The following is a 25,957-nucleotide window of genomic DNA, read 5'->3' on the forward strand; positions in this document are numbered from 1 at the left end:
CAAAAGAAATCTTAAAATGAAAAAAAATATCAAAGAAAAAATATTTATCACATTTAACGATCTTTTAGCCCCGCTAAACGGGAAACCCGCCCTAGTGAGCGCAATAGCGACCGTCATCACATTAGTATCCATCGACAAGCCCGAATATGCTGTTTTTCTACTTGGAGCACTGCTTTTTTCGACGCATTTATTCAGAAAACGCATCCAATGGGTCATATTCGTCTCCATGGCTGCAGGAATTGTCGCCCATGAGGGGATTCCAGGGATTTTTGAGCTATCGAACGAGCAATTTACTAGTAAGATAGTTTGCAAAAGCGATGCCATAAGTAATTCTGGCTGCGGGATAGTCGAGTCTAGGCTCCCACGGCCCAAAGGGACGGCGTTTATCATCAATGTTTCAGCAAATGCCGAGAAAATAGCTCACGAGAGTGCGCACGGGGAATATAAAGTGCGCCTGACCGAGAAGCGGAACTTACCGGACCTACCCCTGCCTGGAGATTCCATCTGTTTTGAAGCTTCGTGGTACCCCGTGACGCCGCCGAGTGTCCCGGGCGCATTTGACACGCAAAACTGGCTAAAATCGCAAAATTTGGCCGCTTATGGCAAATTCAAGCACTGGAACGCGTATCCGGGCGATTGGACTTTTGAACGAAGCTTTTTTAATTTCCGGCAATTTATGCAGGCGAGATTCGCAAAATTCCTCGACCCAGCCGAAACGGGACTCTTGATGGGGCTACTGGCAGGCGACCGCTCGGGGATTCCAGAAGTGCTGCGGAGCGATTTTCAGCGGTCGGGACTTGTACATGTACTTGCAATTAGCGGTTTTCACGTCGTCTTGCTTGCGGGAATGCTCATGATTTTCCTGAAAGCAACCGGGATTCCACACAAAATCGTAACTATCATTGCAGCAATTCTCCTCTCCATTTACGTTCCCGTCACGGGAGGTTCGCCAGCCGTGCGCCGTGCCGTCATGATGTTTGTCATCCCGCAAATTGGCACTTTATTCGGGAAACCCACAAACACGCTCAACAGTCTGGGAGTCGCATTGCTTCTCATCATTTTGCCAGAGCCAAGCGTCATCTGGAATCCGGGATTCCAGCTTTCTTTTGCCGCGACCGCAGGCATCATCATCGGTACACCACACAACCCGACAAAACTTTTGCCCGACAATTTCAAACAAAACAAGCTTTGGCAAAAGATTCAAGCGTTCGCGATAGACCCGACTTATGTTACGCTCTGCGCAACACTCGCGACAGCCCCGTTCCTCATCCATCATTTCAAGACGCTTTCGCCGTTCGCCTGGTTCGGGAACCTGATTATCGTGCCCGCGATTTCTCTTGGCATGCAAGCGGGGCTTTTTGCACAGCTTTCGCCCATAGACTTTGTCTGCGGAACATTTTGCGCTGCCGCGAGATTCTTTTTGAGGTTGGCTTCGCTATTGACGCGCATTCTCTCGGACTGTGCAGCAGCCTCGATGACCGTCGGCCCGTTTTCTCCAGCGGTACTCTTGGCGCTAGGGATCCTAATTTTGCTTTTGCCTGTTTGCTACAAGAATTACATTGCCCGCAAGTACGCTTTTTTATGCATTTTGATCGCCGCTGCTTTATTTGCGTTTGAAAGCTACCGCGAGGTTCTGCACCCGTCCTGGACACTCACGACTATCGACGTCGGGCAAGGCGACAGCCATCTCGTCAAGGCACCATCCGGCAGGTATTTTCTCGTGGACGCAGGCGACAACAGCCGCCAAGATTCCGGCAAAGACATCATCGTTCCGTTTTTGCATCACATCGGCGTAAGTAAGCTCGATGCGCTCATCATCACGCACCCCGACAAGGACCATTTCGGCGGAGCGCTTTCGCTCCTGAAAATGTTCCCCGTCAAGGAACTTTGGACAAGTGACTGTTCCATGAAAGAAAGTAAGCCCGACTGGCAACAAGTTCTTCAAGAAGCCCGTAAGCGAAACATCCCCATCCGCAACATCCATCGCGGCATTCTATGGAAAGAGAAATACTTCGAAATGCGGACGATCCACCCGCGAAACGACATCTGCGTCGAAGCGAACGAAGGAAGCATTACGCTTAGGCTTAAAGGACTCGGGCATTCAGCAATCCTCACCGGAGATCTCACTGTCAAAGGCGAAAAAGAAATCATGAAGACAGACGCTTATCTAAAAAGCGATGTATTAAAGCTTGGGCACCACGGTTCCAAGACATCCAGCAGCGTACAGTTCTTAAACGCAGTCTCCCCCACGTACGCCATCATCCCGAGCGGTCGCAAGAATAAATTCCGCCACCCGCACAAACAAGTGACCGACCGCCTCGACTCGCTAAACATTCCCTACATCAACACCGCCAAAAAAGGGACGATAACGTTCACGTTCGTCCCTGATTCCATCAGCTATACAACAATGTGGTAAACAACGTCATCCCAAGACTCCACACTCACCGTCATCCCGAGACGCGAAGCGACGAGGGATCCAGTAAAGGTATAGGCTATCGCGGAGTATTCAGTGGCGTCATGGCGGACTTGATCCGCCATCTAGATTCCGGCTAGGTTCCGGCTCAAGGGCCGGAATGACGTAGCGGAACGACGTGTAAGGAAATCAAGCGAGAGGCCACTTGTGGACTCGCATTTGATTTCCGCCGAGTCATGAGCTCGCTCAATGACGTGTAAGAGTTTCGAGTGCAATGTCGTGCAAAAGTCCGTTCGTTGCGATGCTCGTAAAGCCTTCGTAAATCGGAGCCGTCGGCTTGCCGTTTGCATCGAAGAGTTCCGTCTTACCGTCAATGGTACTGAACTTGCCGCCCGCTTCCTTCATCAAGAGCGGGAACGGAGCAATGTCCCACAGAGAAACGACCGGATCCACCATGATTTCGGCACGGCCAGCAGTCACGAGGTAATAGCCGTAGCAATCACCCCAGCCACGGTGCAAACGAGCGCTACGGCGGAGCTTCGCAAAGCCTTCGCCAAAGCCCTTGTCTTCCATCGTATTGACCGTTCCCGAAAGCACGAGAGCATCGCTCAACTGCGATACCTTCGAAGCGCGAACTTCGCGACCATCCAAAAAGGCGCCGCCGCCATTCACCGCCCACACGGCGCTTTTCATTGCCGGCAAACGGATCACGCTCGCAATCGGAACGTTCTTGTGGTAAAGGCCAATCAGCGTTCCGAACAAAGGCACTCCGTGGATAAACGACTTGGTACCGTCAATCGGGTCAATCACCCACTGGTATTCCGCATCCGGGCTTTCAATGCCGAATTCTTCGCCAATGACGCCAAAACCGGGCGTTTCCTTCGCCCAGAATTTGCGGGCGAGTTCTTCCGTTCCCTTGTCCGCAATCGTCACGGGAGTCTTGTCAGCCTTCCATTCAACGCCAACATCGTTCTGATAAAACTTGAGGATGTTCTCTTCGGCAAGTTCCGCCGTCTTGAGAGCAATCTTCAGGAGTTCCAGATTCTCGGGAGCGACACCGGCCTTTGCAATTTCGCGATTTTCCATAACAAGCTCCTAGCCGACCCACTTCTTGACAAGCGAAACGAGGAGTTCGTTTTCTTCGGGCTTGCCGACCGTGATGCGGATGTGTTCCGGCATGCCAAAGCTAGTAAGGCCACGAACGATCATACCGTTCTGTTCCAAGAACGCAACAAGTTCCTTGGCACGTTCACCGATGCGGACACAGATAAAGTTCGCCTGCGTCGGGAGCACATTGAAACCAAGCGCACTAAGTTCGCGGTTCAAATACTCAAAGCCAACAGCGTTGTTCTTGCGGGTCGCTTCAATATGTGCGGTATCGGCAAGAGCAGCCACAGCCGCCACCTGAGCAGCCTGGTTCACGTCAAACGGCGGCTTAATCTTCCACATGGCACGGACGACTTCAACACTAGCCATGGCATAACCCACGCGGAGTCCAGCCAAGCCGTAAATCTTGCTGAATGTGCGGTTGAGGAACAAGTTCGGGTATTCCGAAAGCAGCGGAGCCATCTTCGGATAATCGGCAGCCGTAGCAAATTCAGCGTAAGCTTCGTCCAAGAACACGAGAACATTCGACGGCACTTTCGCAAGGAAGCTGCGAATCTCGGCTTCAGTGTAATAGTGACCGGTCGGGTTGTTCGGGTTGCAAATGAAAGCGACGCGAGTCTTTTCGTTAACCGCAGCCGCAAGCTTATCAAGCGTTGCCTTCTCTTCGCCTTCGCCAACGCCGATAAAGTCGGCACCGTTCGAAAGCGTCGTAAACTTGTAGACGGAGAACGTCGGCGTGATGCCCACGCAATTGTCACCCTGGCGGATAAAAGCCTTGCCCACCATGTCGATGATTTCATCGGAACCGTTACCAATCACGATCTGGTTGGTCGAAACGCCATACATCTTTGCAATGGCATCGATGAGCTTCGGAGCATCGCCACGCGGGTACAAGTGCAACGAATTTGCAATTTCATGGAACGCTTCCACCGCTTTCGGAGAAGCACCCAACGGGTTTTCGTTAGACGCAAGCTTTACAACATTCTTAAGACCATAACGTTCACGAATTTCGTCGATGGACTTGCCTGGGACGTAATCGGAAAGTTTAGAAAGTTCTGGACGCGGTTCTATCACAAATACCTCCATTTTACGCGTGTAAATTTAGCTTTTACCAAGCGATTTATCTAACTTTGATGGACATGAAACACATTCTTTGCCTGCTATTTGCCATTTTAGCAACAAATGCATTTGCTGTGGACCGTTTCTGGGACATGCGCTACAACTTCGGTCCCGAAAGCCGGCCATCGCCAAAAATCGGAGTCGGCCTCGGTATCCGTTCTCCATTCAATTCCGATGTGCTCTTTCCCATCAACTTGACAACGCGACTGAACAAAGAATTCGACGTCGGTGCAAAGCTCGACATCAACACCTACAATAAACTAGAAGAAATAAAGACAGCCCTAGACCTCGGCGTTCGTTACCGTTTCAAACCCAGTTCCTATATTGCATTTGACGGCTATCTCGACTTAAGCGACATGAACGGAAGTGCAATCGCCTTCACTCTCGGAACACAGCAATTTATCGCCAAGTGCTTTGCAACCTATTATGAAATCCGCGCAGGATTTCTCGAAGGCGCCACTGGCAAAGATGGCTATGCAAAATTCGCAGGAGCCATGATCCCGACGCTCATTTTTGGACAAGTTCTTCGAATTTTCCTAGAAATCAATTCCTCGTTTAGCGTTGGAAATATTCGCGATGACTTCATGATTGACATCATCCCGAAAATTGAACTCACCTTCGGCGACACACACGTCCGTATTGACTTTGACGTCGGCGTCATGCAAGAAAAGAACAATGATCGCAAGACCATTGCTCTTTACGTTATGACAGCTCTTTAATTAGACGAGAGAACGTTCGCAAAGCTCACTTTAGACGAAAGACGAGAGAAAAAGTAATCGTATCTTTCGTCTCTCGTCTGTAGCACCAAAGGTGCGTTCTTTCGTCTATCACTTCACCACAAACATTCCGTCTTTGTAATCGACCACGGCAGGCTTTGCCGCACTCACGGTTCCCGAGAGTATCGCGTGGCTGAGCGGACGTTCAATGTTGCGTTCGATGTAACGCTGAATCGGACGTGCGCCGAATTCCGGCTGGTAAGCACCTTCCGCAATCGCATCAAGCGCCGCATCCGAAAGCGTAAGCACCAAGTCCTGACGGGCAGCACGGTTCGCCAAATCCGCAAATTTGAGTTTCACGATTTCGCGAATCTGCTTCTTCGAGAGGCTCTGGAACACAAGCACTTCGTCCAAGCGGTTCAAGAATTCCGGGCGGAAGAATGCATGCAAGTCAGCTTCGACATCCGCAAGCGCCACCTGCGGCGGTTCACCGTTCTTGGCACTAGCCGCACTCAAGCGGAACTTCTCGGCACCCAAGTTCGAGGTCATCAAAATCAAGGTGTTCTTGAAGTTCACCGTACGGCCCTTGCCGTCCGTCAAACGGCCATCGTCCAGCACCTGCAACAGCGTATTGAACACGTCCGGGTGCGCCTTCTCGATTTCGTCGAGCAAAATCACGCAGTACGGATGCGTACGCACGGCTTCGGTCAGCTGGCCGCCTTCTTCGTAGCCCACGTATCCCGGAGGAGCACCGATCAAACGGCTCACGCTATGCTTTTCCATGTATTCGCTCATGTCGATACGCACAAGCGCATTTTCGCTATCGAAAAGTTCCACAGCCAAAGCCTTCGCGAGTTCCGTCTTACCGACACCCGTCGGGCCTAAGAACAAGAAGCTACCAATCGGCGCATTTTCACGGCTTAAGCCGCTACGGTTACGCAAGATGGCTTCGGACACGGCTTCCACGGCATCGTCCTGGCCAATCACGCGGGCATGCAGACGTTCGTCCAAGTGCAACAACTTCGCCTTTTCGCCTTCGCAAAGCTTCGTTACCGGAATGCCCGTCCAACGGCTTACCACGAGCGCAATCGTCTCTTCCGTGACTTCTTCGCTCAAGCCGCCTTCTTCGGCACTCTTGCGGAGCGCTTCGGTCTTCTGGGCGAGTTCCTTTTCGATGTTCACGATCTTGTTGTATTTGAGTTCCGCAGCACGGTTCAAGTCGTAACGGGCTTCGGCCTGTTCCATCTCGTCCTTTGCAGCCTTCAAGGATTTCTTCAAGTCCTGCACTTCGGCAAAAGCGGCACGGCGATCCTGCCAGCGTTCCTGCATCTGCTTGACAGCAGCATCGGTCACAGCAAGGTCTTCACGGAGTTCTTTCAAGCGCTTGACGCTCGCTTCATCCGTTTCCTTTGCCAAGGCCTGCTCCTCGATTTTCATCTGGAGTTCCTTACGCTGCAACGTATCAAGCGCTTCCGGGACTGTATCCATCTGCGTTTTCACAAAGCTTGCCGCCTCGTCAATCAAGTCAATAGCCTTATCCGGCAAGAATCTATCGCTAATGTAACGGTTCGAAAGTTTCACTGCAGCCACGAGCGCATTGTCGTGCAGACGCACACCATGGTGCGCATCAAAGCCATCCTTAATGCCACGCAAGATGGAAATAGCTTCGTCTTCGCTCGGTTCCGAAACCTGCACCGGTTGGAAACGACGTTCCAAAGCGGAATCCTTTTCGATGTACTTGCGGTATTCCTGAGTTGTCGTTGCACCAATGCAATGGAGTTCGCCACGAGCAAGCTTCGGCTTAAGCATATTGCCAAGGTCCATCGAGCCCTCGGTCTTGCCCGCGCCCACAATGTTGTGGAGTTCGTCGATGAACATAAGCGTGTTGCCATCTTCTTCGATAGCGTCAATCACAGATTTGAGACGTTCTTCAAAGTCGCCACGGTACTTGGCACCCGCCATCAAGGCCGACAAATCCAGCGCAAACACCTTCTTGCCCTTCAACGCATCCGGCACGTCACCGCGGTAAATACGTTCGGCAAGGCCTTCGACAATAGCGGTCTTACCCACACCCGGTTCACCGACCAAGCAAGGGTTATTCTTTGTCTTACGGCTCAAGATCAAAATCACACGGCGGATTTCTTCTTCACGGCCAATCACCGGCGAGAGCTTTCCGTCAGCCGCCATTTCCACCAGTTCACGACCGTAGAGTTTCAGCGGAGACTGTTCCTCGGCATTCGCGGCACCCGCAAACGGGTCCGAAAGCCAGGTTTCCACCACTTCGGTCGAGCCAAGCGCATCGGCAAACACCTTCGAAAGCGCACGGTCGCCCGAGAACTTCATCAACGCCACGAGCAAATCGCCCGGCGTCACCATACGGCTCACCTGACGCGCCGCCTGCACAGCCGCACGCAAAATACGGTTCAAGTCAGAATCCGGTTCTACATCCGGGTTCACGCCTTCCATGCGCGGGATTTTTTGGACAAACGGTTCCAAACGGCCACGGAGTTCCGAGGTCTTTACCCCTTTAGATTTATAGAGTTTCTTCAGGGTTGCATCGGGGCCTTCAACAAGACCAACGGCCAAATGAGCCGCACCCAAATAGGAGTGCGAACAGCGGTCACGCAAGCTTTGCGCCTTGGCCAAGACCTTTTCTGCATCGTTAGTAAAATCTGACATAATAGACCTTCTTTCTTTTTTTACGCCTTACCCTATGCAAACGGCGTGCCAAAAGTCCCCTAGCTCCCCAAAATCGCGATTTTCAGCGAAAAAACGGCAATTTTCAGCCGTCCCCAAACCCCACCTATTCAAAAAATAACACACCAGCGTTTCAAAAGCAACGATTCAGAGGATTTTTTTGAAACAGCCCCAAGGCCGCGCGCAGTCCCATTTAGCTCTCGCACAGACCTAAAGCCTTACGGTCTCATCGCACATTTCGCAAATGGCAGTCCTGTGCGTCACGAAAAGCATCGTCTTTTCCGGGAAGGCCTCGAACAGCCGGCGGTAAAGTTCCGCCTCGGTTGCCTCATCCAGCGAAGAGCTGATTTCATCAAACAGCAGAATGTAGCCCGGACGCAGAAGCCCACGGGCAATTGCAATACGCTGGGCCTGGCCTTCACTAAGTCCATGTCCGCGTTCGCCGATTTCGCAATCCATGCCATCCGGCAAGTCATACACAAATTCAGCACAGGCTATATGCAAAACACGCTTCATCTCGTCATCGGTGGCATCTGGTTTTGCAAGTTGCAAATTATAGCGCACAGAGCCGTTCATCAGAGTATTGCCCTGTGGCACGTACACAAAATTCGAGCGGGTCGCCTCCGAAACAGCTACCGAATCGCCGCGCATTTCCGCAGGTTCGCCTTCCGTATAAATTTCTATTCGACCGAAATCGGGCTTTATAAATCCAAGCAAAAGCCTGAACAATGTCGTCTTGCCCTTGCCCGTCTCGCCCATGATGGCGTTCTTGCTGCCCGGCTTAAAATCGTGCGAGAACCCGCATACAATTTCGCGATCCCCGCCCTCATAACCAAAGCTTACGTTTTCAAAGCGCAACCCAAGCCGCCCGCGCATTCCCCCGTGCACTCCCAATTGCTCTTCCACGCGCATTCCCGGCAGCGATTCCCCCGGAGTCTCGTCTGCGCCTTTTTCGAGTTCATCCAGGCGATCAATGCTCGCCGTCGAATGCACCAGTTGCGGCACCATTCCAAGCAACGTCAAAATCGGGTGCTGAATCTGCCCGACCAGCTGCAAAAAAGACGTCATCACACCAAACGTGATGGTCCCCTCGCGCAACCCAAGACCGCCCCAAATAAAGGCAAGCAAGTACCCAAGCCCAAACGCAGAGCCAATCGCAAACCGGGCCACCGCCGTAAAACGCGTCCGGCGCATCACATCGTTTTCAAGCTTATTTTGTTTTAAACCAAGACGTTCCAATACCCAGTTCTCGCTTTCAAGCGAACGCAACACAGCGTTATATTCCACGCCCTCCTGCACCTGCATCTGGATGCGGCTTTCGCCCTCGCGAATTTCAAGCGTCATATTGCGTAAACGCCGAGAAATCAGTTTGCCCACCACGATCAGCACAGGTGTCAGCAGCAACAGCGCCCACGCCAACCGCGCATCGAACCAGCGCATCAGCAAAAATGCGCCCACAAGCTGGATTCCGGTCACCGCCATCTGCGGAATCGTATCAATAATAGAAGACGATACCGTTTCGATATCCTTCGAAAGCCTCGAAGACACATCACCCGAATGCAGTTCATGGCCGTCAAAAAGCTTGCGCCTGAACAGTGTGCCAAAATAGAATAGCCTCAGCGCATTCGTCTTTTTGACCGTCGCTGTAGCCGTCATGTAGTAATACAAAAGCCTAAGGACAATCGTCCCCACCACCGTAAGCACCAGGAACAAAATCATCTGCACAATGTCGTCTTGCGTTCCGGTGCGAATCGTCTCGTCGATAAACCGCTTGCTGAGCCATATCATCAAAAGGCCACACGCTACGCGCGCAGTCCCCGCCAAAATGCGAGTGACGATATTTACGCGAACACCTTCCGTTCCGCGCCACAGCCAAGCGATGTACTTCATTCGAGAACGTTCACCTTTTGCCATTCACCGACAATCGCAGCAACATCGGCCTTGGCCTGTTCTTCGCTCACGTCATATTCGTTGCAAAGCGCCTGAGCAAGCGATTCCACAGTAAAATCACCTTGCTGTTCAGCTTGCTTCCAAAGCCATGCAGCCGTTTCGTTCAAACACAAAAGGCGGCCAAAATCCAAGGCACCAATGCCCTCGCCCATGATAACCTGTTCACCGCACACATCGCGCAATACAAAACCGTTCTTGATTTTCATCTTTTCACCCTTCGATAAATCCAAAGTAAATAACGTCTCACTGGTAACAGAATATACCAAACTTTTGCAGCAACCCGCCCCCAAAAAGCTCCCGTCGAGCATTTTTTTCCGTTCGGCTGGACCACGCAAACCACCTTGGCATAGACCTCAGATCGCTTGCAGTATTCCCGCTGCACAAGGTTCCCATCTCCCATGAGGACCACATTTTCGTCCGAGAGCGCAACGATTCTATGGATAACATAACGCTTTTCTGCATTTTCCAAATGCGCGACATTATCCGGGATCGCATGCGCCAGCACCACGTCATAAACGCGCAAGTCCACAGGCTTTTCAAGAATCACGCTGTCGCGACCGCCCACGATAAACGGCAACATGCTACAGCCGTTCACCGGAAACGAGACACTCACGCCCTCGCCCACCAGGCGAATTGCCTCGGCCATGATGATTGCATCACTTTTTTTCGCGGAATCCATCATTGAATCTCACGAGCAATCGACTGGCAACAAAGCTTTGCAGCCTCTTCATCGGGCAGGCATTCCAAATGCCATATCATCACATTCGAGGCAAGATCATTTTGCGTGAGATGCAATCCATCGGCAATTTTCTTGTCCCAGCGCATTCCCGAAATGCTCGGCAGAATCGCCGCATAAGCAGATACGCCTTTCAGCGGAGTAATCTTGTTGAATGGAGCCTGCGACAATAGCACAAAACCGCCCAATTCAAATTTGACATTTTTGTAGCAAGGCGTCTTGCCACTCCACGGCGAGCCATAAGCAACAGCAAACTTTCGACCGTCTTTTTCAAATAAACGCACTACAGGATTATCGTCATTGAACAATTCTGTACCTTCGATGTACTTGAGCCAAAGCCTTGCATGCGTACTTTTGCCCGTACCGCTCTTGCCCAAGAACAAATAACCGAGTCCCTTATAGCTAACGCTCGCCGCATGGAATAGAGCCGTGCCAAGCCCAGCCGTTGCAAGGGCGTACAAGACCATCAGCGCATTGTTCAGCGCAAACTGGCGCATTCCGGTAATCGCCGCACTAGCAGCATTCGCACCATTGCCCTTTTCACCTAAAAACAGCACCGTGTGCTTAAAATCCTTTTCGCATACGAGCACACCCGTAGACTTTTCTAAAAGCCAAAAGTCAAATACCGGCAGGCCTTCTGCCGTACGCCCGCATACAATGGACTGGCCCTCATCATCTTGGCGGGTATCCTCGGTAAACTCAGGAGCGACCGTTTCTTGCACCGTAAGCGAAAACACCAGATTTTCACAAGACGCATCGCGAGCATCCACCTCAAAAGGCGCATAATTGCTCATTTGCGAGAGCATTTCATCGCAAGCTTCAACACCAAAAACATGGTCAGCCACTTTAAAAAATTTCTTATCCATCAGTCTTCTTCACAGCTTAACCGAATTGTTTCCAAGCAATCAAGAAAACTAAAGAGCAATTTTCCGACGCCGAATACGCTCAGGAATAAGCGAAATGGTATTGATCCAATATTTAGATTCTTTGTAAATGCAATACTGAGGAGCAACAGGAAATATACATAAGCTATTTACACGATCGTTGAACCATCGTTTAAACACATTCACATTCCGTTTGTATATTCTTTTAACTCCAAAATCGCCTTCGGCAAATGTCGCGCGGTACAGGACACTGCAACCCAATTTACTTGGCTTGCAGAGCATTTTATCTTCAGACAACTTGAATACACGCCCCAAGACTCCCATAATAGCAGCACAACCCTGCCGCATGCCGATTTTCTTGACGAATTCCCATGTGTACTGACGGTCCGCCTCGGTAGAGTGTGTCAGCAGCATATAGTAATCCATATACTGCCTAATACCAATTCCCGAAAGTAAAGCGTGCTTGTACAAATGAACGAGCTGCATCAGCAGCGCAAATCGGATACTTGGGCTGTAAAAGCCTTCGGGCGTAAGCGTCAGGTTTTCAAGCTCTGGTTCCAGGACTTTCAGGATTTCATCATAAGTCTTGTTCAAGCGTACGGCATATGTTGCAGACGTGGGCTTGTGATGGACTTCCACAAGGACGCCTTTCTCATTTACAAATTCAATGTCGTGATAATCAGGCGTCAAATGTTCAAGGTTTGGAATCCCTAGACTTTGCAGCAACTCCAGAACCTTGTCGTAACCACCGGGAACATAGATGTCGATATCGCCTGGCTGCCTTGAAAATGGATCAGGATACAAGCGCGCATTGGCCTGGCCCTTCAAGATGGCACTTCGGAACCCGCGTTCGGCAAACAGCTGCGTGTAACGGGCTGATTCCTGATAGAAAAGGCGGTTCTTGCCACGGATGGCTTCGGCATCCCTTGCCCAAAGCAGCGTTAACAGATGCGGAGGCTGAGATTCCTTGGGTAAGCGCGTTATGCCATTATAAGCGACCCCTAAAAGTGTTTGGCGATGCGCCATTGTATAGAGCGCCTGCCACTCCTTGTCGGTCGGTATATACGGAAAAACCTGCGAGAGGCCAAGGGCGACTCGCAGGAGTTCACAGAACATTTCGTCGAGCGAATGTTTCAAGGCTTAAGCCTTGTTATTGTCGATTTTGCCGATATCCAGACCCAGGAGTCCATTATTGATTTCCGGAACATCAATATTTTCTCCACCGCAAGAACCGGCCAAAAGGTTAGTTTTGCATTCAAAATCGATAGAGCTCATCTTAGGAGTTTCGTATTGCTTTTTCATGATAAATCTCCTTTGGATTAGTGCTTAATAACTTTCTTGTTGACGTACATGATCTTGTTCTGGGGCTTGCCGTTAAGCTTGCGACCCTTGAGGTCATAGTAGCGATCCTGCATCTGGATTTCGCCAGTTCTGGTGTTCATCGTGCCGATGGACAAAGTTTCGCCACTCTTACCCAACAAGCGGACATTGATGACGTCAGGAAGTTCTTCTACTGCGGACTTGGGCAAACCATTGTTGCTATATCCGCTGCTTGTACAGGTCAAGTATGCACGTAACGGAAGAAGAGTCACGTTCGAGCCAACCTTTACAAATTGACCCGCACTATATCCTTCACCTGCTGCTGCGGCATATCCATAAACGTTGGAAGGTGCCGTCTCCCAAGTTTTTTTTGCATAAGAGCCAGTGAACGTCCAGCAAGAATGAGGCAAATTGCTAGAATATTCATTGGAGCCTGTAGCCACTATAGTATACGAACCACCACTCTTGGTAAATGTAAAGTTGTCAGGTGAACCTGTAACCTTTACAAGGTATGGTGTATTGGCATCAATTTTTCCATCTTCTACTATTGAAAAGTTCATTGTTTTTTCGTCCGCCATATAACCAGTTGGGACATAAGCGGCTACAATTTCATCGCTTTCACCAACATTGACTGTTGCCGGAAGCATAAGAGTGGAATACGTTGCGGATGCAGCGCCTCGCTGAACATGAATCGTATTGATTCCCTCACCATAATCAGATTTGTCAAGATTATCAACATCAGATGCTGTAATCGTGATTGCATTATAATCATCCGTCGAGAACAACGTCAATATACCGTATTCGTTGTCCCACGAATAGCCCACGCCCGTTCCAGCCCAGGCTGCGGTTGACCCCATCAGAGCGACTGTTGCCATAGCGGCAAACCGTGTTAGATGTACTTTTTTCATGTATTTTCTTCCTTCTTCTTTGTTGTTTATGTGAAAAAAACATTAAAATACTCTTACTTGCAATATATAATTCTAATTTTTGTAAGTTTTTCGCAAGTTTTCTACATAACCACAGCCGCAAAACTGATACAAAAAGTTCCACTTGCAGCAAAAATGTATGTTGTAAGTGTTGTAAAGCTTTACATCGGAAAAAGAACCAAAATATACCACGATTATTCCAATTTAAACTATTTTATGGATACAAAACCAAACATCCCATACACCAAAACAACGGCACCTCTTCGGAGATGCCGTTGTTTCTTTTTTGTTCATTTTTCTTGTTTTATTCGAAACATTTTTGTACTTTACTCGAAATGACAACCCATAATACTCCAAAGCCCTCTTACGAGGGCTTTTCCATTATAAAGCACACGGGTCATTCCGTAGCATCTCCGTCATTCCGAACGAAGTGAGGAATCCTGTTAAAGTTATAATCTCGTCGTTCTGAGCGTAGCGAAGAACCCAGTCAAGTCTTGTATTATCGTCCACCGACGAGGATCTGGTCCACTTTTATGGAGGGCTGGCCGACGGTTACCGGCACATGTCCCGAAGAGGCGCCACAGACGCCTGCAGCCTGCTCAAAGTCCGTTCCGACCATGCTAATGCGCGGCATGATTTCGTGACCTTTACCAATCAGCGTTGCACCGCGAACCGGCTCACAAATCTTGCCATTACGAATGACGTAACCTTCATCGACAGCAAAGTTGAATTCGCCCGTTGCCGGGTTCACAGAACCGCCTGCCATGCGGGCGGCATAAAGGCCATTATCCACGCTTGCAATCATGGAATCGAGCGTATCCTTGCCCGGAGCGATAAACGTATTGCGCATACGGCTTACAGGCGCGTACTTGTAGCTTTCACGGCGAGCACTTCCGGTGCGTTCAACACCCACGTCCATAGCGCCCACGCGGTCACTCATGTACGTTTTCAAGATGCCGTTTTCAATAAGCGTCGTACGTTGCGTCGGCGTTCCTTCGTCATCGTACTTGAGACTACCCCACACACCGTCCATCGTGCCATCGTCAATAGCAGTCAAGCAGGGCTGGCCAATCGCTTCGCCGAGCTTTCCGCAGAACGGGCTTGCATTGCGACGGATCGATTCCGTTTCGAGCGGATGGCCGCAAGCTTCATGGAAAATTACGCCGCCAAAGCCATTGCCCATCACGACCGGCATCTGGCCGCCAGTGATGTAACCGGCATCAAGCATGCGCAACACACGCTCGCCACATTCTGTTGCAAGCGCTTCCGGAGAATAATTTGCCAAAAGTTCATAGCCACCGAGCGCGCCCGGAGCTTCGTGCGTCGTCAAGCGTTCCGTGCCGTCCGTTGCGGTTACGTTCACGTTTACACGCAAACGACCGCGCGTCATTTCAAGATGCAAGCCTTCGCTATTCAAAAGAGAAATCGAAGTGCAGCTGTCCGTCACACTAGCGCCCACCTGGGCGATCTTCGGCGAGAGCGCACGGGCCGCCTTGTCTGCACGGAACAAGAAGTCCTGCTTCATGGCCTGGCCGAGCACACGCGGATCCTTGTAAGCCGCCGTGTTAAAATCGCAAATGCGCTTTTCAGGAGCAAATTCAAACGGCCTTGCAGCCGAGCCTTCCGCCCCCGCTGCGGCGGCAATGCGCCCGAACGCAAGCGTTTTCACAAGCTTCACGAGAGCTTCTTCGCTATCGTCGCTCGTGAATCCGTACAGGACTTCCGTCCCGTACAAAAGGCGAACGCCGATACCGTACTCGGTACCCGCGGTCGCCGTTTCAATCTGGCGGTCCTTCAAGCCGAGGCTTGAACTGCGGGTCTCTTCTTCAAAAATTTCAACAAAGTCAGCCCCGGCACTTTTGCCGGCTTCAAAAATCTTGACGGCAACTTCCGGATTCATCTTACACCTCGCCGTTCATCTTCTTGCGCACTGGGATTCCAGCAGCAAGCATTTCGCCCTTGATTCCAGGGACCGTATAATCGCCAAAATGCACCATCGACGCGACCAGTGCCGCATCGGCACTCGTCTTGCGGAACAAGTCCACGATGTGCGCCGGAGTTCCAGCACCGCCACTTGCAATCACAGGCACTTGCACGGCCTTTGCAATCATGTCGGTAATCGTGAGTTCATAACCATTCTTAACGCCATCGGTGTCGATGGAGTTCAAGCAAATTTCGCCAACGCCAAGTTCTTCTGCACGCTTTGCCCACTGCAAAGCGTCGATGCCCATCGCCTGGCGACCACCACGGATAAATACTTCGTAACCGCTCGGAATCTTATCCGAGACGCCCACGAACTTCGCATCCATGCCAAGCACGATGCACTGGCGTCCAAACGCCTTTGCACCTTCGGCAATGATTTCAGGGTGGAGCACTGCAAGGCTGTTCACGCTCACCTTTTCAGCACCCGCGAGGAGAGCTTCGTGCATGTCGTCCAAGTTACGGATACCACCCCCCACTGCAAACGGGATAAACACGCGCTTTGCAATCTGGCGGATCATTTCCATGTCGCACGGACGGTTCTCGGCGCTCGCCGTGATATCGTAAAAAACAAGTTCATCGACACCGTCATCGCTATAACGCGCACCCATTTCTACGGGATCGCCAATGTCGATATTACCTTTAAACTTTACACCCTTCGTGACCTTGCGGTTACGGACATCCAAGCAGACAATTAAACGTTTCGTGAGCATATTCCAAATGTAGAAAACTGGCAAAAGCCGTCAACAACAAAGAGCCCGGTACATCAAACCGAGCTCTTTCAAACGCACTTTTCCAAGCGATTAGAGATTCTTTTCGATAGCGTTCTTGAGAGTATTCTTCGGCACGGCACCGACAACGTTGCCCACTTCGACACCGTTTTTGAACAACTTCATGTTCGGGATATTCGTGATGCCAAAACGAGCGCAAATGTCCGATACGCCTTCGTCATCGACGTTGATCTTTGCGATAATGGCGCGACCGTCAAATTCGTTGGAAAGTTCTTCGACCACAGGCCCCATCATCATGCACGGGCGGCACCAGGTAGCCCAGAAGTCAACGAGTACAAGCTGCCCCGAAGAAATAACTTTGTCAAAGGATTCCGCAGTAAGATTCAATGCTGCCATAAAAAATCTCCTATATACCGATAGGAAATATAGCAAACTACAACGTCATTCTGAGTCCGTCAGGACGAAGAATCCAGTTATTTCTAGTACCAACTCTCAGCCCTAAGCTTTCTTAACCATCTTCGCGCAATAGATGGGTCCGCAGCCACGGGTCTTGTCCGGCAAAATATGAACGCCAAGTTCAGTGCGGTCCGCACCCTCTGGCAAGTCCTCAATTCGAACAAATTCCATCATCTTGCGTTTTTTCAAGATTTTAGCGACCACGGCATCGTTTTCGAGAGGCGAAAGCGCACAAGTCCCGTAAATCAGTTCGCCACCCGGTCTAAGTGCATCCACCGCCGATGCAAGGAGCGAACCCTGCTCCACCGACAAGCGCTTCACGCGCTTCACCGACCACACTTCCAAATGCGAAGGCGAATTCAGTACATGCCTATCCGAAGAGCACGGCGCATCAAGCAAAATGCGGTCGTAGCATTCCTTCTTGTGCATACCGAACTTCACGCCATCGTAGCCTGTGACGTTGATGATCGAGCGCCAAGACTCCGGCAAGGAATTTTCAAGCACATGCTGCAAGCGAAGCCGCCTATCGGGCGAGCGGTCATTGCACTGGAGCGAACCCTCGCCCTTGAGCATCGAGGCTATCACAAGCGACTTGCCACCCGGAGCGGCACACATGTCGAGCACGTCCATTCCCGGTTCTACAGCAAGCGCCTTAGCCGCAAACACCGAAGCCTCGTCCAAAAAGTACGGTTCCAAGGCTTCATCAAACTGGAGCTTTGTAGCACAGCCCTCGCCTTTCAGCGATTCCAGCAACGCAGGCCAGCGCTCGCCATAAACCTCTTCAAAGTAGTCGAAAAATTCCATAGCACAAATATAGACGAAAGATGTGAGACGAGAGACGAGAGCTGGCAAAAATGCAAAATAAAAACTGGCAAATCAGCCAAGCGCAAACAAACTAAATCACCTGTAAAAATTCAAATTTCCGAAAATCGCCCAATTTTACGTAAAAAGCTCTCACAAACATCAATTTTTGACGTAAAATTTTAACTTTGTATGTAACATTTTAGCATTTTTCCGCATTTCAACGCCCTTCTGAGCCAAAATTTTAGACCAAAAGCCCCAAAAAGCACCAAGCAAGCAGGCAACTCACCCATTTTCAATCATTTTTCCGCATGATCCACTTAGTTTGTATAAAATTTTACGTCATTTTTCGCACTTTTCCGTCATTTTTGACGTAAAAAAACGCAATTATTCCAAATTTCGCAATCTCGACGGCAAATTCCGCACATAACAAAAAAAGTTCCTCGGAGTAGAGGAACTTTAGTTGAGCTACCAGGATTCGAACCTAGACAAACAGAGTCAGAATCTGTTGTGCTACCGTTACACCATAGCTCATCAGTGCGCACCAATTTTAGAAAATAATTTTCAATCTTGCAAGGGGTAATTGAAAAATTATTTCACAAATTGCAAAGTTGGTGGCTCGTATGTCATCCACTGCTGATCCAGAGTATCATTTTTCGGCAACTGGATATGAGCAATTCTCACATAATCATCTATTTCGGCACCCGATTCCTGAAGCGTTTTCACGACCTTCGGATCACCCGAGTACAAAACGATATCATGTCCACCGGCCGGAATATTCTCGATCTTGAGCATATTGCAAACCATTTCTCTCACAAAATGACTCGTGCCCTTCAGCCCAACAACCACGCTGTTAGCCATGCAGTTATCGATTTCTGTCGTATCGGTATCGGCACCGTCAATAGCAAGCTTGACACCACTTACAAGCACCGATGGCGGCAGAAGCTCAGATTCTTCCAGCCTAAGAGTATCTTTTAAGCCTTTGAGTTCAGAAGCTCTTACATAGCGACTCACACCGGCCAAAACAACTTTTCCTTCTTCGGAAAGCAATCGATATTCCATGCGGAGACTATCATAAGGAACCTTTTCCGGAGCAGGCAACACCCAGCGTCCAGAAGAATCCGTCACCGTCTGCCACACAAAACTTGTAGAATCTCCTTCAACAAAGTCAAAGCCATACAAGTCTGTAATCACACCAACCTGAACATTTGAACAAGTCTTTTCAGAGCCACACTTCACGACTCCGGATATATAAGGCTTCTTGGCCTTTCTTTCTTCGAGCTTGATAAGGGAATCAACTTCCATCGTCGGGCTCCAGATAAACGGGCCTTTAGAAAGCGTATCGCCCGACTTTATCTTACCGTCCATGCTCCATGTACGATAAATTAACGAATCTGCCATACCAGAATCAGTGAGTCGAGCTACGATCTGAGGATCGCCCGGACAGAATCCAAACCACCATTCACCAGCAGGAATAAGCATGGAGAAAGAATCCCCAGCAAACACACTCTGGGAGAACGGCGTACCCGGCATGAACACCTTGAAGTGATCCCCGACCACCACAGACGGTTCGGACACATTTTCATACAGAAGCACACTACTGAACACGGCAGCCTTTTCAAGCTTGATGCTATCCAGCACAGCGCCCTTCTTCGTTTTCGTCACAGTCGCACGCGGCTTATACGAAATTTCCTGATGTTCGGCATCAACAACAGCCAGCTGGAACGTATCCGCCAACACAGAATCAAACGAGAACACGCCCTGCGAGTCCGTCACCGTTTCAACATACTCTGGTTCTGCAAGAGTATCACCGGCAACAGGTTCACGAGCCATGCGGACCATAGCAGCAACAGCACGGGATCCGTCGGTACGAGTCACGACGCCACCAAGTGCAACCGTATTTCCCGTATCCGTAACGGTACCTGCAATGCCACCGTTTTCACCCGTGCAAGCAAACAAGCAAACACAAAGTGCAGAAAGTACACCTAGATAAGACTTAGCAAATTTCATCTTCACCCTCCCCATCATCTGTCTCTGGCGGAAGAGCCAATTTTTCCTTGCTCAGCGGGAAGAACTGGATGTTCAATTCGCAAACCATAGATTCGCCTTCATCCGAGCGGACTATATCTACGATTTCCTTGCGGAACAAATCAATCTTGCTAATTATACGTTCCAATCCCTGCGCCGATACACTCATCGTCATACAAGATACATTTCTACGTTCCGTACTGTAGTGATCTAGCGCATCCTTGCCCAAATCAATCATCTGCTTTTGGAACTGATGAACGAAAAGCGGGGCGATTTCACTGCCATTCGTAATTGCCTTGTTTACGGAATGGTAGAATCCATCATCGCCAAGCTCTATAAGTCCCAAGTTGAGAAGGAGCTGGATAGTCTGCTTTGCCTGCGGGAGAGAAATTTTCGGGTTCAGGAAAAGCGCAAGTTCCTGAATATTCTTGTCGTTAATCTTCAAAACGGCAAGAGCTTCGCGAGCTACAACATAGTACCACTTGCTGTAGTATTCCTGCTGGTTTTTGGTCAAGTTCTTGATGGTACGCGGCAAAAGCGCCGACATCTGATCAAAGATCTGCTGCTTCGAAGACGCTGTCGTCGCATGCGTGAAATCAACCATCAAGGTAAAGTAGCGGCCTTCCCTTTCATTGAGTCCAAGAGCTTCTATAAACTTTGGAATCATCTGCGGGGTGAGAGATTTGCGTCCGCGAATCAAGTCCAGATATAGACCGGACGAGGAATACCCAGCCTTCTTTGCAAAAGACCGGTACGAGAAATACCTCTGCACGGACTTACGATATTCATAGTAGTCCTGAAGGTACTTTCGATAATTGTAGTAGGCATATACGTTCATCAAAAAGAAATCTAATTTTTTTTGAATTTTTTGGGAACACCTGTTTTTGAAAACATACCGAAAAAAAGCCCTATTCCATTCTAAATTCGACAAAAAAGAACACTTCGAGAACACTTTTTGTTTTTTAGGTGATACGCTTTCAAAAAAAATTGCTTAATTTAAAGGAACACCCAATCCCATCCCTCGGACTTCCGGTTGTACTCCACCGGAAGTCCTTTTGCGTTATAGGCCTACGGCCGTATAACGCAAAATGCTGGCCTCGGTCATGTCCATGCAAGCATGGCCGCGACTCTCGGCCTACGCATTTGTGTTTTTTGGCCAACCGGCATTCTTTCTACACTAGCCTTACGTGTTTGTGCGTTATAAATCTGCGACGCTCGCCTTACGCATTTGTGTATTTTTGCACAGCCCTCTTTCTAGCATCTCTCGCACTTTGCTAAGCGTTCTCGCGACTCGCCATGCGTTTTCGATTCTCGTCATGCCGAGGCGTAGCCGATATACGAAACTCGCAAGCTTGCTTGCCTAGTAGAGTTATACTCAAAGAGCATAACTCTACTAGGCCACTAAAGTGGCGAGTATCGTTTAGGTTCGAAGGAGCAGCATCCAGTTATTTTTCACCAGCGGCAAGACTTTACTGGATCTTCACTTTCGTTCAGGATGACGCATTCTTAATCGCTAACTACAGCTTACTTCCTACTGTCTACTTCCTACCGCCTATCAAGATCTTTTTCTAAATTCACTATTAGCTAATAACTATTGACTAAAGACTAACGACTTTTTATGAAAATAAAAGAACTCGCCCTGGGAACGCTCAGCCGCATCCTCCGCCTTACTGGCATCCTCCTTATTATATATGTAAGCATGATCTTTTACCTGGCGCTTACCGAGCGCAGGAACGCATTCCCGCGCGCAATCACCCACAACGAAGCTCGAACCGCTATCGCAGACAAGGCAAAAAACATCAATTGCACACTCGATGACGGCACTGTTCTTGAAGGCTTCATTGTCGGAAACGAACAGAACGACGTCCTCCTTTATTATCCCGACGCCGATGAAGACGCAGCACAGTTCCTCGCCGAACTTGACAGCCTCCCCGGCTATGCCGCAGCGACATTCAATTACCGTGGAAGCGGAGAAAACAAAGGCACACCTTCAGAAGAAACATTCGTATCCGACGCACAGATGATTCACGAATGCGCAACACAGATAAACGGAAGATCACCAAAAATCGTTGCTGGACGCGGGACAGGAGCCATTTTAGCGACAAAAATGGTCAAAAAGGAAAACAACATCCTTCTAATTGATCCAATTTGGAGTATTGCCGATGCAATTTCCGACAAATATCGCCTCCTTTACCCAAAATTTCTTGTCCGTGCTGACGTAAAGATCGAAAAAAAGGACATTTCCACCTCCAATAACGTAGTAATTCTGTCAGACAGGGCCCGTTTTAACGAGCGAACTAATACATTCAAGCTGTCATTTGAGGACATTAACTTATCAAAGCGAGGCTCTCAAACCCTGTCAGAAGCCATACTAAACGTGATAATCCGCAAATAAAGAAAAAATTTTTTCATTTGTTGCAACATTTTACTTTTTTATTATTATTTTTTATACAACAGATGTTATTGGTTACGAAAAAGCTATTTTTATCCTTTGTACATGCTTTTTTCGTGAAAATCTTTGACATTTGGACTATAAATTTTTATTTTATCGTCAATCAAAACAAAAAACAAACAAAAGAGGTGTAAATGGAAAACGTAATCGTTAAAATGGATGTTCGCGGCTTCATCAGATTCCCGGAAGAAGCTGTCAAGGCCCTCAAGCTCGACAAGCTTGCCACTCAGACCAAGACTGAAGATGGCAGAACAGTCGATGTCGGTCCTTATGTAGACGTCGAAGTCGATCCGGCAGGCAAGCGCATTGCAATCACGCCGATCAAGACCCCGAAGTCCACATCTTTCCGCTTCATTAACGGAATCATCGGTTCCAAGTCTAAGTTCCTTTACTTCAAGGGCGCATTCAATGCCATCGGTCTTCAGGTAGCAACCGGTGCTTACACTTTGGTCAAGGAAGGCAACAAGTATGTCTTCACTGCAAAGGGTTCCAAGAAGAAGGGCGAATGGACGACTCTCGCATGCCGTAACGCTGTGGGCAACAAGACCATGCTTTCCATCGACACCCGTGGTACCATCATTTTTGACCACAACACCAAAAATGCTCTGAATACTAAGGAAAACAAGACGATGGTTGCAGAATATGATGCAGCCAAGAAGACCTTTAAGCTGACCTTCAGCAAGAACAAGGGCTTCATCAACGTCCGTACAATCGCAAGCCATGCCAATGCATCGTTCATGGGTACGCTTTCCTCTCACGGCATCGCACTTCCGCTCAAGAGCTTCCGTACTGAAAGCCAGGTCGACAAGAACGTCCTCACGTTCAGCGTCGCAGCCCTCGTCGCTCAGCAGAAGGCAGCAAAGAAGAAGTAATTCCCTTTAGTTCCCAAAGAGAGGTGATAAAATGATTGAGGTTCTCAAAGTATTTTATCCGACTCACTACAATTTCGCAGCTCTATGTATATTACTGGTTCTCCTTTTAATATATCTGCTGACGAAAAAGAACTATAAGTGGAGCATCATCACCTTAATCCTGCTCTTAGCGTTTAATATCGGTATATATAAGCGCACCGTAGACCGGGAGTGGACAATAACAATCGATCCGGAACCGTCGTCCGATCCATTCTATACACAGCAACCTCAGACAATGACGTTCTCTGTAAAGAAAAATTGGACGATTACCGACGAAAAAGGCGTTGTTCACCATTGGTGTTGGGTAGAAGAATATTGGCAAAAGTTCGCCAGCGTGGATCTAGTTGCTAAGCTCTGGGGTACAAACTCAAGCAAGAAACTGGTCAAATCATCAGAAAAACACGCTGAAGACCTTGAGAAATAGATTTCTACCAGTCTTCGACTAAAGCGAAACAAGTTTCAGCCCGCCATTCTCCATACAGAGGATGGCGGGATTTTTTATAAACTCTCCGGGAGAAGCGACTACGCCATTGGGCGTATTCCAGATTCCCGCATGGTGGTGATGTCCGTGAATGCAGTAATCACAATGTTCCTTCTTCAGCATGCGGTCGCCCCATTCTAGATATTCATCAATCCGAACGACACGATGTTCGCCACATTTACGGCTGTTGCGCCCGACAAAACGGGCAATCCCCATTCCCCAGTCTGGATGAATCTGCTTAAATAGGAACCTATTTAACGGTAAATCCAGAATTTTGCGCATTAATCGATAACCGGAATCAGACTTGGGAACGCCATCGCCATGTGTAAAAAACACGCGCTTACCCTGAATTTCGAGAATCAAGGATTTATGGACAGGAACACCCAGATGTTTCGGGAAAAAGTCTCCATAGGCAAAATCATGGTTCCCTTGCAGGACGTGGACCTCTACACCAGATTCTACAAGTTCTGCAAAGGCGCGGTATAAATTGAAATGTGCCGACGCTATATAATAGTTGTACTCGTACCAGAATTCAAAAAGATCGCCAACCACGACGACATGACTGGCCTTGCCCTTCCACGAAGAAAGAAGCTGTACAAACATTTGCTCCCTGTCGGGGACCGCACCCGGCGGGTCGATTCCTAAATGGGCGTCACTAATAAAATAAGCAGGCAATTCCATAGGCACAATCTAAATAAAATCGATGACGTTCGTTTTTTTATATCTTTGAGACATGCGTTCCATCGTCAATTTTTCATGTTTAGCCGTCGCTTTAGCAGCATTTTTCTCCGGATGCTCCATGAAACTTACGCAGGGAAACCTCGAAGGGATCCCCCTGACAACCGAAAAACACAGTTTTTTCGGAAATATACCGTTCATTTATGGCAGTGATTCTCTTGAGCTATCACAAGATTTGCTGCGAGCCTACACGGAAGCTGCAAGCGCTACAGATTTTCCACGCGAAGCCTGCCGCGGAGAAGCGACCATCAAGGCGACAGTCCTGCAAAACGAGCCGAACTCAGCTTGGAATATCGGCGTTCTCATTCCGCTATGGCCGATTCTCCCAGTCAACGAATCATGGACTTACGCTCTTTCGGCAAGAATTTTCTGCAACGGAACACTTGTGCGCCATGTGGAATTCATTGAGCAGCAAGACGTTAAAGCAATCCTTTACGGGCGCATGCGCGCAGACCTCGTAAACAAGGCTTCCAATGAAATGCACCGCAAGCTCGTACAGCGCTTGGCATTCGAACTCAACGCAAACAGGCTCACCGATTTAAACAGCGCAAGCGACTATTAAATTCGGAAGTAGGAATTAGGAAGTTGGAATTAATTTTTTAATTCGGCGGCGCAGTTGGCAAACGTCATTCCGAGTCCGTGAGGACGAGGAATCCAGTTATTTCTAGCGAATAATTTTACTGGACGGATCCTCCTAGCGGAGGATGATTCATTCTTCCTACTTCTTACTACTTACTAACCACTAATCACGAGTTTTCTCTCGTCTCTCGTCTCAAGTCTCTCGTCTAAAATCTATTTTTATATCATGTCATACACTTTATACATCGTAGCAACTCCCATCGGGAACATGGAAGACATCACCTACCGCGCTGTGCGCATTCTTAAAGAAGTTCCCCTCGTTCTTGCCGAAGACACCCGCCATTCGAGAATTCTCTTTGACAATTACGGCATCACGACGCCCATGGAAGCCTACCATGACTTCAACAAAGAAAAGGTCACGCCCAAGTACGTCGACTTCTTGAAGAATACCGGCGACATCGCACTCGTTAGCGATGCGGGAACGCCCGGCGTTGCAGACCCGGCATTCAACCTCGTGCGCGAATGCGTCCGCGAAGGCATTGACGTCCGTGCCATCCCGGGACCGTGCGCGATGATTACCGCACTCGTCTCGTGCGGCATGCCAACCGACCACTTTACGTTCCAGTATTTCTCTCCCAAGAAGAGCGCCCAGCGCATCCACTTGCTCGAGAAGCTGAAAGACGAAGAAGCAACACAGATTTTCTACGCTAGCCCGCACAACATCGACAAGTTCGTCGAAGAGATCAAGCTTGTCTTTGGAGATATCAAGATTGCATTGATGCGCGAACTTACCAAGAAGTTCGAGGAACACCTGATCGGAACGCCAACGGAGATTTCCGCACACTTCAAAGCGCACCCGCCCAAAGGCGAATTCGTACTCGTGTTCAATCCCCAAGACAAAAGCGGATTGTAATTCGAGAAAGGCGATCCCG

General features: G+C 49.2%; 25 protein-coding genes and 1 tRNA gene. 7 read left to right on the plus strand and 19 right to left on the minus strand.

Translation table 11 applies throughout. From position 1 onward, the window contains the following. The first annotated feature begins 16 nt into the window (after positions 1–16). Complete coding sequence (locus tag ACJMM9_RS17785) at positions 17–2,416, plus strand: DNA internalization-related competence protein ComEC/Rec2 (protein WP_405330054.1); 2,400 nt, start codon at positions 17–19, stop codon at positions 2,414–2,416. On the opposite strand, the gene ACJMM9_RS17790 is transcribed toward ACJMM9_RS17785, so the two are convergent. From ACJMM9_RS17790 to hisC, 3 genes are all read right to left on the minus strand, one after another. Next, entirely contained in the window at positions 2,398–2,538 is a 141-nt protein-coding gene (locus ACJMM9_RS17790; protein ID WP_405330057.1) for a hypothetical protein, read from the minus strand. The genes ACJMM9_RS17785 and ACJMM9_RS17790 overlap by 19 nt on opposite strands. 121 nt (positions 2,539–2,659) lie before the next feature. Then, entirely contained in the window at positions 2,660–3,499 is an 840-nt protein-coding gene (gene hisN, locus ACJMM9_RS17795) for a histidinol-phosphatase (protein ID WP_405330060.1), read from the minus strand. A gap of 9 nt (positions 3,500–3,508) precedes the next feature. Continuing rightward, positions 3,509–4,594: a histidinol-phosphate transaminase gene (gene hisC / locus ACJMM9_RS17800; protein ID WP_405330062.1), complete on the minus strand. Its 1,086-nt coding sequence runs from the start codon at positions 4,592–4,594 to the stop codon at positions 3,509–3,511. Between the two features lie 65 nt (positions 4,595–4,659). Between hisC and ACJMM9_RS17805 the strand changes: the two genes are divergently transcribed. After that, entirely contained in the window at positions 4,660–5,358 is a 699-nt protein-coding gene (locus tag ACJMM9_RS17805; RefSeq protein ID WP_405330065.1) for a hypothetical protein, read from the plus strand. Positions 5,359–5,466: 108 nt separating this feature from the next. Here ACJMM9_RS17805 and ACJMM9_RS17810 read toward each other — a convergent pair whose 3' ends face one another. The 15 genes from ACJMM9_RS17810 to ACJMM9_RS17880 all read right to left on the minus strand — a co-directional run bounded on the left by ACJMM9_RS17810 (position 5,467) and on the right by ACJMM9_RS17880 (position 20,702). Further along, a complete protein-coding gene (locus tag ACJMM9_RS17810; protein WP_405330068.1) occupies positions 5,467–8,034 on the minus strand; it encodes an ATP-dependent Clp protease ATP-binding subunit in 2,568 nt (855 codons plus the stop codon). A 228-nt stretch (positions 8,035–8,262) separates the two neighbouring features. Beyond that, the gene (locus tag ACJMM9_RS17815) at positions 8,263–9,966 is read right to left on the minus strand and encodes an ABC transporter ATP-binding protein (protein WP_405330071.1); all 1,704 of its coding nucleotides are present in this window, start codon (positions 9,964–9,966) and stop codon (positions 8,263–8,265) included. Then, a complete protein-coding gene (locus ACJMM9_RS17820) occupies positions 9,939–10,208 on the minus strand; it encodes a PqqD family protein (RefSeq protein WP_405330074.1) in 270 nt (89 codons plus the stop codon). The genes ACJMM9_RS17815 and ACJMM9_RS17820 overlap by 28 nt, the downstream gene beginning before the upstream one ends. Continuing rightward, the gene (locus ACJMM9_RS17825; protein ID WP_405330077.1) at positions 10,205–10,684 is read right to left on the minus strand and encodes a hypothetical protein; all 480 of its coding nucleotides are present in this window, start codon (positions 10,682–10,684) and stop codon (positions 10,205–10,207) included. Before ACJMM9_RS17825 ends, ACJMM9_RS17820 begins: the two co-directional genes overlap by 4 nt. Beyond that, on the minus strand, positions 10,681–11,604 hold the full coding sequence (locus tag ACJMM9_RS17830) for a hypothetical protein (RefSeq protein WP_405330080.1): 924 nt from the start codon (positions 11,602–11,604) through the stop codon (positions 10,681–10,683). The genes ACJMM9_RS17825 and ACJMM9_RS17830 overlap by 4 nt, the downstream gene beginning before the upstream one ends. 48 nt (positions 11,605–11,652) lie before the next feature. Beyond that, the gene (locus ACJMM9_RS17835) at positions 11,653–12,759 is read right to left on the minus strand and encodes a nucleotidyltransferase family protein (RefSeq protein ID WP_405330082.1); all 1,107 of its coding nucleotides are present in this window, start codon (positions 12,757–12,759) and stop codon (positions 11,653–11,655) included. Positions 12,760–12,762: 3 nt separating this feature from the next. Then, positions 12,763–12,924, minus strand: a complete 162-nt coding sequence (locus ACJMM9_RS17840; RefSeq protein WP_405330084.1) for a hypothetical protein — start codon at positions 12,922–12,924, stop codon at positions 12,763–12,765. 17 nt (positions 12,925–12,941) lie between these two features. Further along, positions 12,942–13,850: a hypothetical protein gene (locus tag ACJMM9_RS17845; RefSeq protein WP_405330086.1), complete on the minus strand. Its 909-nt coding sequence runs from the start codon at positions 13,848–13,850 to the stop codon at positions 12,942–12,944. A gap of 517 nt (positions 13,851–14,367) precedes the next feature. Further along, positions 14,368–15,768: a TldD/PmbA family protein gene (locus ACJMM9_RS17850; RefSeq protein WP_405330088.1), complete on the minus strand. Its 1,401-nt coding sequence runs from the start codon at positions 15,766–15,768 to the stop codon at positions 14,368–14,370. Position 15,769: 1 nt separating this feature from the next. Continuing rightward, positions 15,770–16,561 (minus strand): imidazole glycerol phosphate synthase subunit HisF, encoded by a 792-nt coding sequence (hisF, locus tag ACJMM9_RS17855; protein WP_088629435.1) that lies wholly within the window; start codon positions 16,559–16,561, stop codon positions 15,770–15,772. Positions 16,562–16,651: 90 nt separating this feature from the next. Next, the gene (gene trxA / locus ACJMM9_RS17860) at positions 16,652–16,975 is read right to left on the minus strand and encodes a thioredoxin (RefSeq protein ID WP_173465362.1); all 324 of its coding nucleotides are present in this window, start codon (positions 16,973–16,975) and stop codon (positions 16,652–16,654) included. Positions 16,976–17,077: 102 nt separating this feature from the next. Further along, positions 17,078–17,839, minus strand: coding sequence for an RNA methyltransferase (locus tag ACJMM9_RS17865; protein ID WP_405330092.1), 762 nt, complete (start codon positions 17,837–17,839; stop codon positions 17,078–17,080). Between the two features lie 460 nt (positions 17,840–18,299). Beyond that, a tRNA-Gln gene (locus tag ACJMM9_RS17870) sits at positions 18,300–18,370 on the minus strand. A gap of 57 nt (positions 18,371–18,427) precedes the next feature. Beyond that, positions 18,428–19,846 carry a carboxypeptidase regulatory-like domain-containing protein gene (locus ACJMM9_RS17875; protein WP_405330094.1) on the minus strand — a complete coding sequence of 473 codons (1,419 nt, stop codon included), beginning with the start codon at positions 19,844–19,846 and terminating at the stop codon, positions 18,428–18,430. After that, a complete protein-coding gene (locus ACJMM9_RS17880; RefSeq protein ID WP_405330216.1) occupies positions 19,833–20,702 on the minus strand; it encodes a TIGR02147 family protein in 870 nt (289 codons plus the stop codon). Before ACJMM9_RS17880 ends, ACJMM9_RS17875 begins: the two co-directional genes overlap by 14 nt. Before the next feature lie 780 nt (positions 20,703–21,482). Between ACJMM9_RS17880 and ACJMM9_RS17885 the strand changes: the two genes are divergently transcribed. The 3 genes from ACJMM9_RS17885 (at position 21,483) to ACJMM9_RS17895 (ending at position 23,651) form a co-directional block, all read left to right on the plus strand. Next, a complete protein-coding gene (locus ACJMM9_RS17885; RefSeq protein WP_405330097.1) occupies positions 21,483–22,259 on the plus strand; it encodes an alpha/beta hydrolase in 777 nt (258 codons plus the stop codon). Between the two features lie 191 nt (positions 22,260–22,450). Next, entirely contained in the window at positions 22,451–23,188 is a 738-nt protein-coding gene (locus ACJMM9_RS17890; RefSeq protein ID WP_088639188.1) for a hypothetical protein, read from the plus strand. 31 nt (positions 23,189–23,219) lie between these two features. Further along, positions 23,220–23,651, plus strand: coding sequence for a hypothetical protein (locus ACJMM9_RS17895; protein ID WP_088639187.1), 432 nt, complete (start codon positions 23,220–23,222; stop codon positions 23,649–23,651). A gap of 18 nt (positions 23,652–23,669) precedes the next feature. On the opposite strand, the gene ACJMM9_RS17900 is transcribed toward ACJMM9_RS17895, so the two are convergent. Then, positions 23,670–24,389, minus strand: a complete 720-nt coding sequence (locus ACJMM9_RS17900; RefSeq protein ID WP_405330101.1) for a UDP-2,3-diacylglucosamine diphosphatase — start codon at positions 24,387–24,389, stop codon at positions 23,670–23,672. 118 nt (positions 24,390–24,507) lie between these two features. On the opposite strand from ACJMM9_RS17900, the gene ACJMM9_RS17905 reads away from it, so the two are divergent. Both ACJMM9_RS17905 and rsmI read left to right on the plus strand, forming a co-directional pair. Then, positions 24,508–25,008 (plus strand): hypothetical protein, encoded by a 501-nt coding sequence (locus tag ACJMM9_RS17905; RefSeq protein ID WP_405330104.1) that lies wholly within the window; start codon positions 24,508–24,510, stop codon positions 25,006–25,008. Between the two features lie 243 nt (positions 25,009–25,251). Continuing rightward, positions 25,252–25,938, plus strand: coding sequence for a 16S rRNA (cytidine(1402)-2'-O)-methyltransferase (gene rsmI / locus ACJMM9_RS17910; RefSeq protein ID WP_097020386.1), 687 nt, complete (start codon positions 25,252–25,254; stop codon positions 25,936–25,938). Positions 25,939–25,957: the final 19 nt, after the last annotated feature.

The organism is Fibrobacter sp., from assembly GCF_045112255.1.
Lineage (GTDB): Bacteria > Fibrobacterota > Fibrobacteria > Fibrobacterales > Fibrobacteraceae > Fibrobacter.

Bases quoted from the DNA above. Each gene is read 5' to 3' on its own strand.
- ACJMM9_RS17785 (WP_405330054.1), top strand. From the start codon at position 17: ATGAAAAAAAATATCAAAGAAAAAATATTTATCACATTTAACGATCTT.
- ACJMM9_RS17790 (WP_405330057.1), bottom strand. From the start codon at position 2,538: ATGGCGGATCAAGTCCGCCATGACGCCACTGAATACTCCGCGATAGCC.
- hisN (WP_405330060.1), bottom strand. From the start codon at position 3,499: ATGGAAAATCGCGAAATTGCAAAGGCCGGTGTCGCTCCCGAGAATCTG.
- ACJMM9_RS17805 (WP_405330065.1), top strand. From the start codon at position 4,660: ATGAAACACATTCTTTGCCTGCTATTTGCCATTTTAGCAACAAATGCA.
- ACJMM9_RS17810 (WP_405330068.1), bottom strand. From the start codon at position 8,034: ATGTCAGATTTTACTAACGATGCAGAAAAGGTCTTGGCCAAGGCGCAA.
- ACJMM9_RS17815 (WP_405330071.1), bottom strand. From the start codon at position 9,966: ATGGCAAAAGGTGAACGTTCTCGAATGAAGTACATCGCTTGGCTGTGG.
- ACJMM9_RS17820 (WP_405330074.1), bottom strand. From the start codon at position 10,208: ATGAAAATCAAGAACGGTTTTGTATTGCGCGATGTGTGCGGTGAACAG.
- ACJMM9_RS17825 (WP_405330077.1), bottom strand. From the start codon at position 10,684: ATGATGGATTCCGCGAAAAAAAGTGATGCAATCATCATGGCCGAGGCA.
- ACJMM9_RS17830 (WP_405330080.1), bottom strand. From the start codon at position 11,604: ATGGATAAGAAATTTTTTAAAGTGGCTGACCATGTTTTTGGTGTTGAA.
- ACJMM9_RS17840 (WP_405330084.1), bottom strand. From the start codon at position 12,924: ATGAAAAAGCAATACGAAACTCCTAAGATGAGCTCTATCGATTTTGAA.
- ACJMM9_RS17845 (WP_405330086.1), bottom strand. From the start codon at position 13,850: ATGAAAAAAGTACATCTAACACGGTTTGCCGCTATGGCAACAGTCGCT.
- ACJMM9_RS17850 (WP_405330088.1), bottom strand. From the start codon at position 15,768: ATGAATCCGGAAGTTGCCGTCAAGATTTTTGAAGCCGGCAAAAGTGCC.
- hisF (WP_088629435.1), bottom strand. From the start codon at position 16,561: ATGCTCACGAAACGTTTAATTGTCTGCTTGGATGTCCGTAACCGCAAG.
- trxA (WP_173465362.1), bottom strand. From the start codon at position 16,975: ATGGCAGCATTGAATCTTACTGCGGAATCCTTTGACAAAGTTATTTCT.
- ACJMM9_RS17865 (WP_405330092.1), bottom strand. From the start codon at position 17,839: ATGGAATTTTTCGACTACTTTGAAGAGGTTTATGGCGAGCGCTGGCCT.
- ACJMM9_RS17875 (WP_405330094.1), bottom strand. From the start codon at position 19,846: ATGAAATTTGCTAAGTCTTATCTAGGTGTACTTTCTGCACTTTGTGTT.
- ACJMM9_RS17880 (WP_405330216.1), bottom strand. From the start codon at position 20,702: ATGAACGTATATGCCTACTACAATTATCGAAAGTACCTTCAGGACTAC.
- ACJMM9_RS17885 (WP_405330097.1), top strand. From the start codon at position 21,483: ATGAAAATAAAAGAACTCGCCCTGGGAACGCTCAGCCGCATCCTCCGC.
- ACJMM9_RS17890 (WP_088639188.1), top strand. From the start codon at position 22,451: ATGGAAAACGTAATCGTTAAAATGGATGTTCGCGGCTTCATCAGATTC.
- ACJMM9_RS17895 (WP_088639187.1), top strand. From the start codon at position 23,220: ATGATTGAGGTTCTCAAAGTATTTTATCCGACTCACTACAATTTCGCA.
- ACJMM9_RS17900 (WP_405330101.1), bottom strand. From the start codon at position 24,389: ATGGAATTGCCTGCTTATTTTATTAGTGACGCCCATTTAGGAATCGAC.
- ACJMM9_RS17905 (WP_405330104.1), top strand. From the start codon at position 24,508: ATGAAACTTACGCAGGGAAACCTCGAAGGGATCCCCCTGACAACCGAA.
- rsmI (WP_097020386.1), top strand. From the start codon at position 25,252: ATGTCATACACTTTATACATCGTAGCAACTCCCATCGGGAACATGGAA.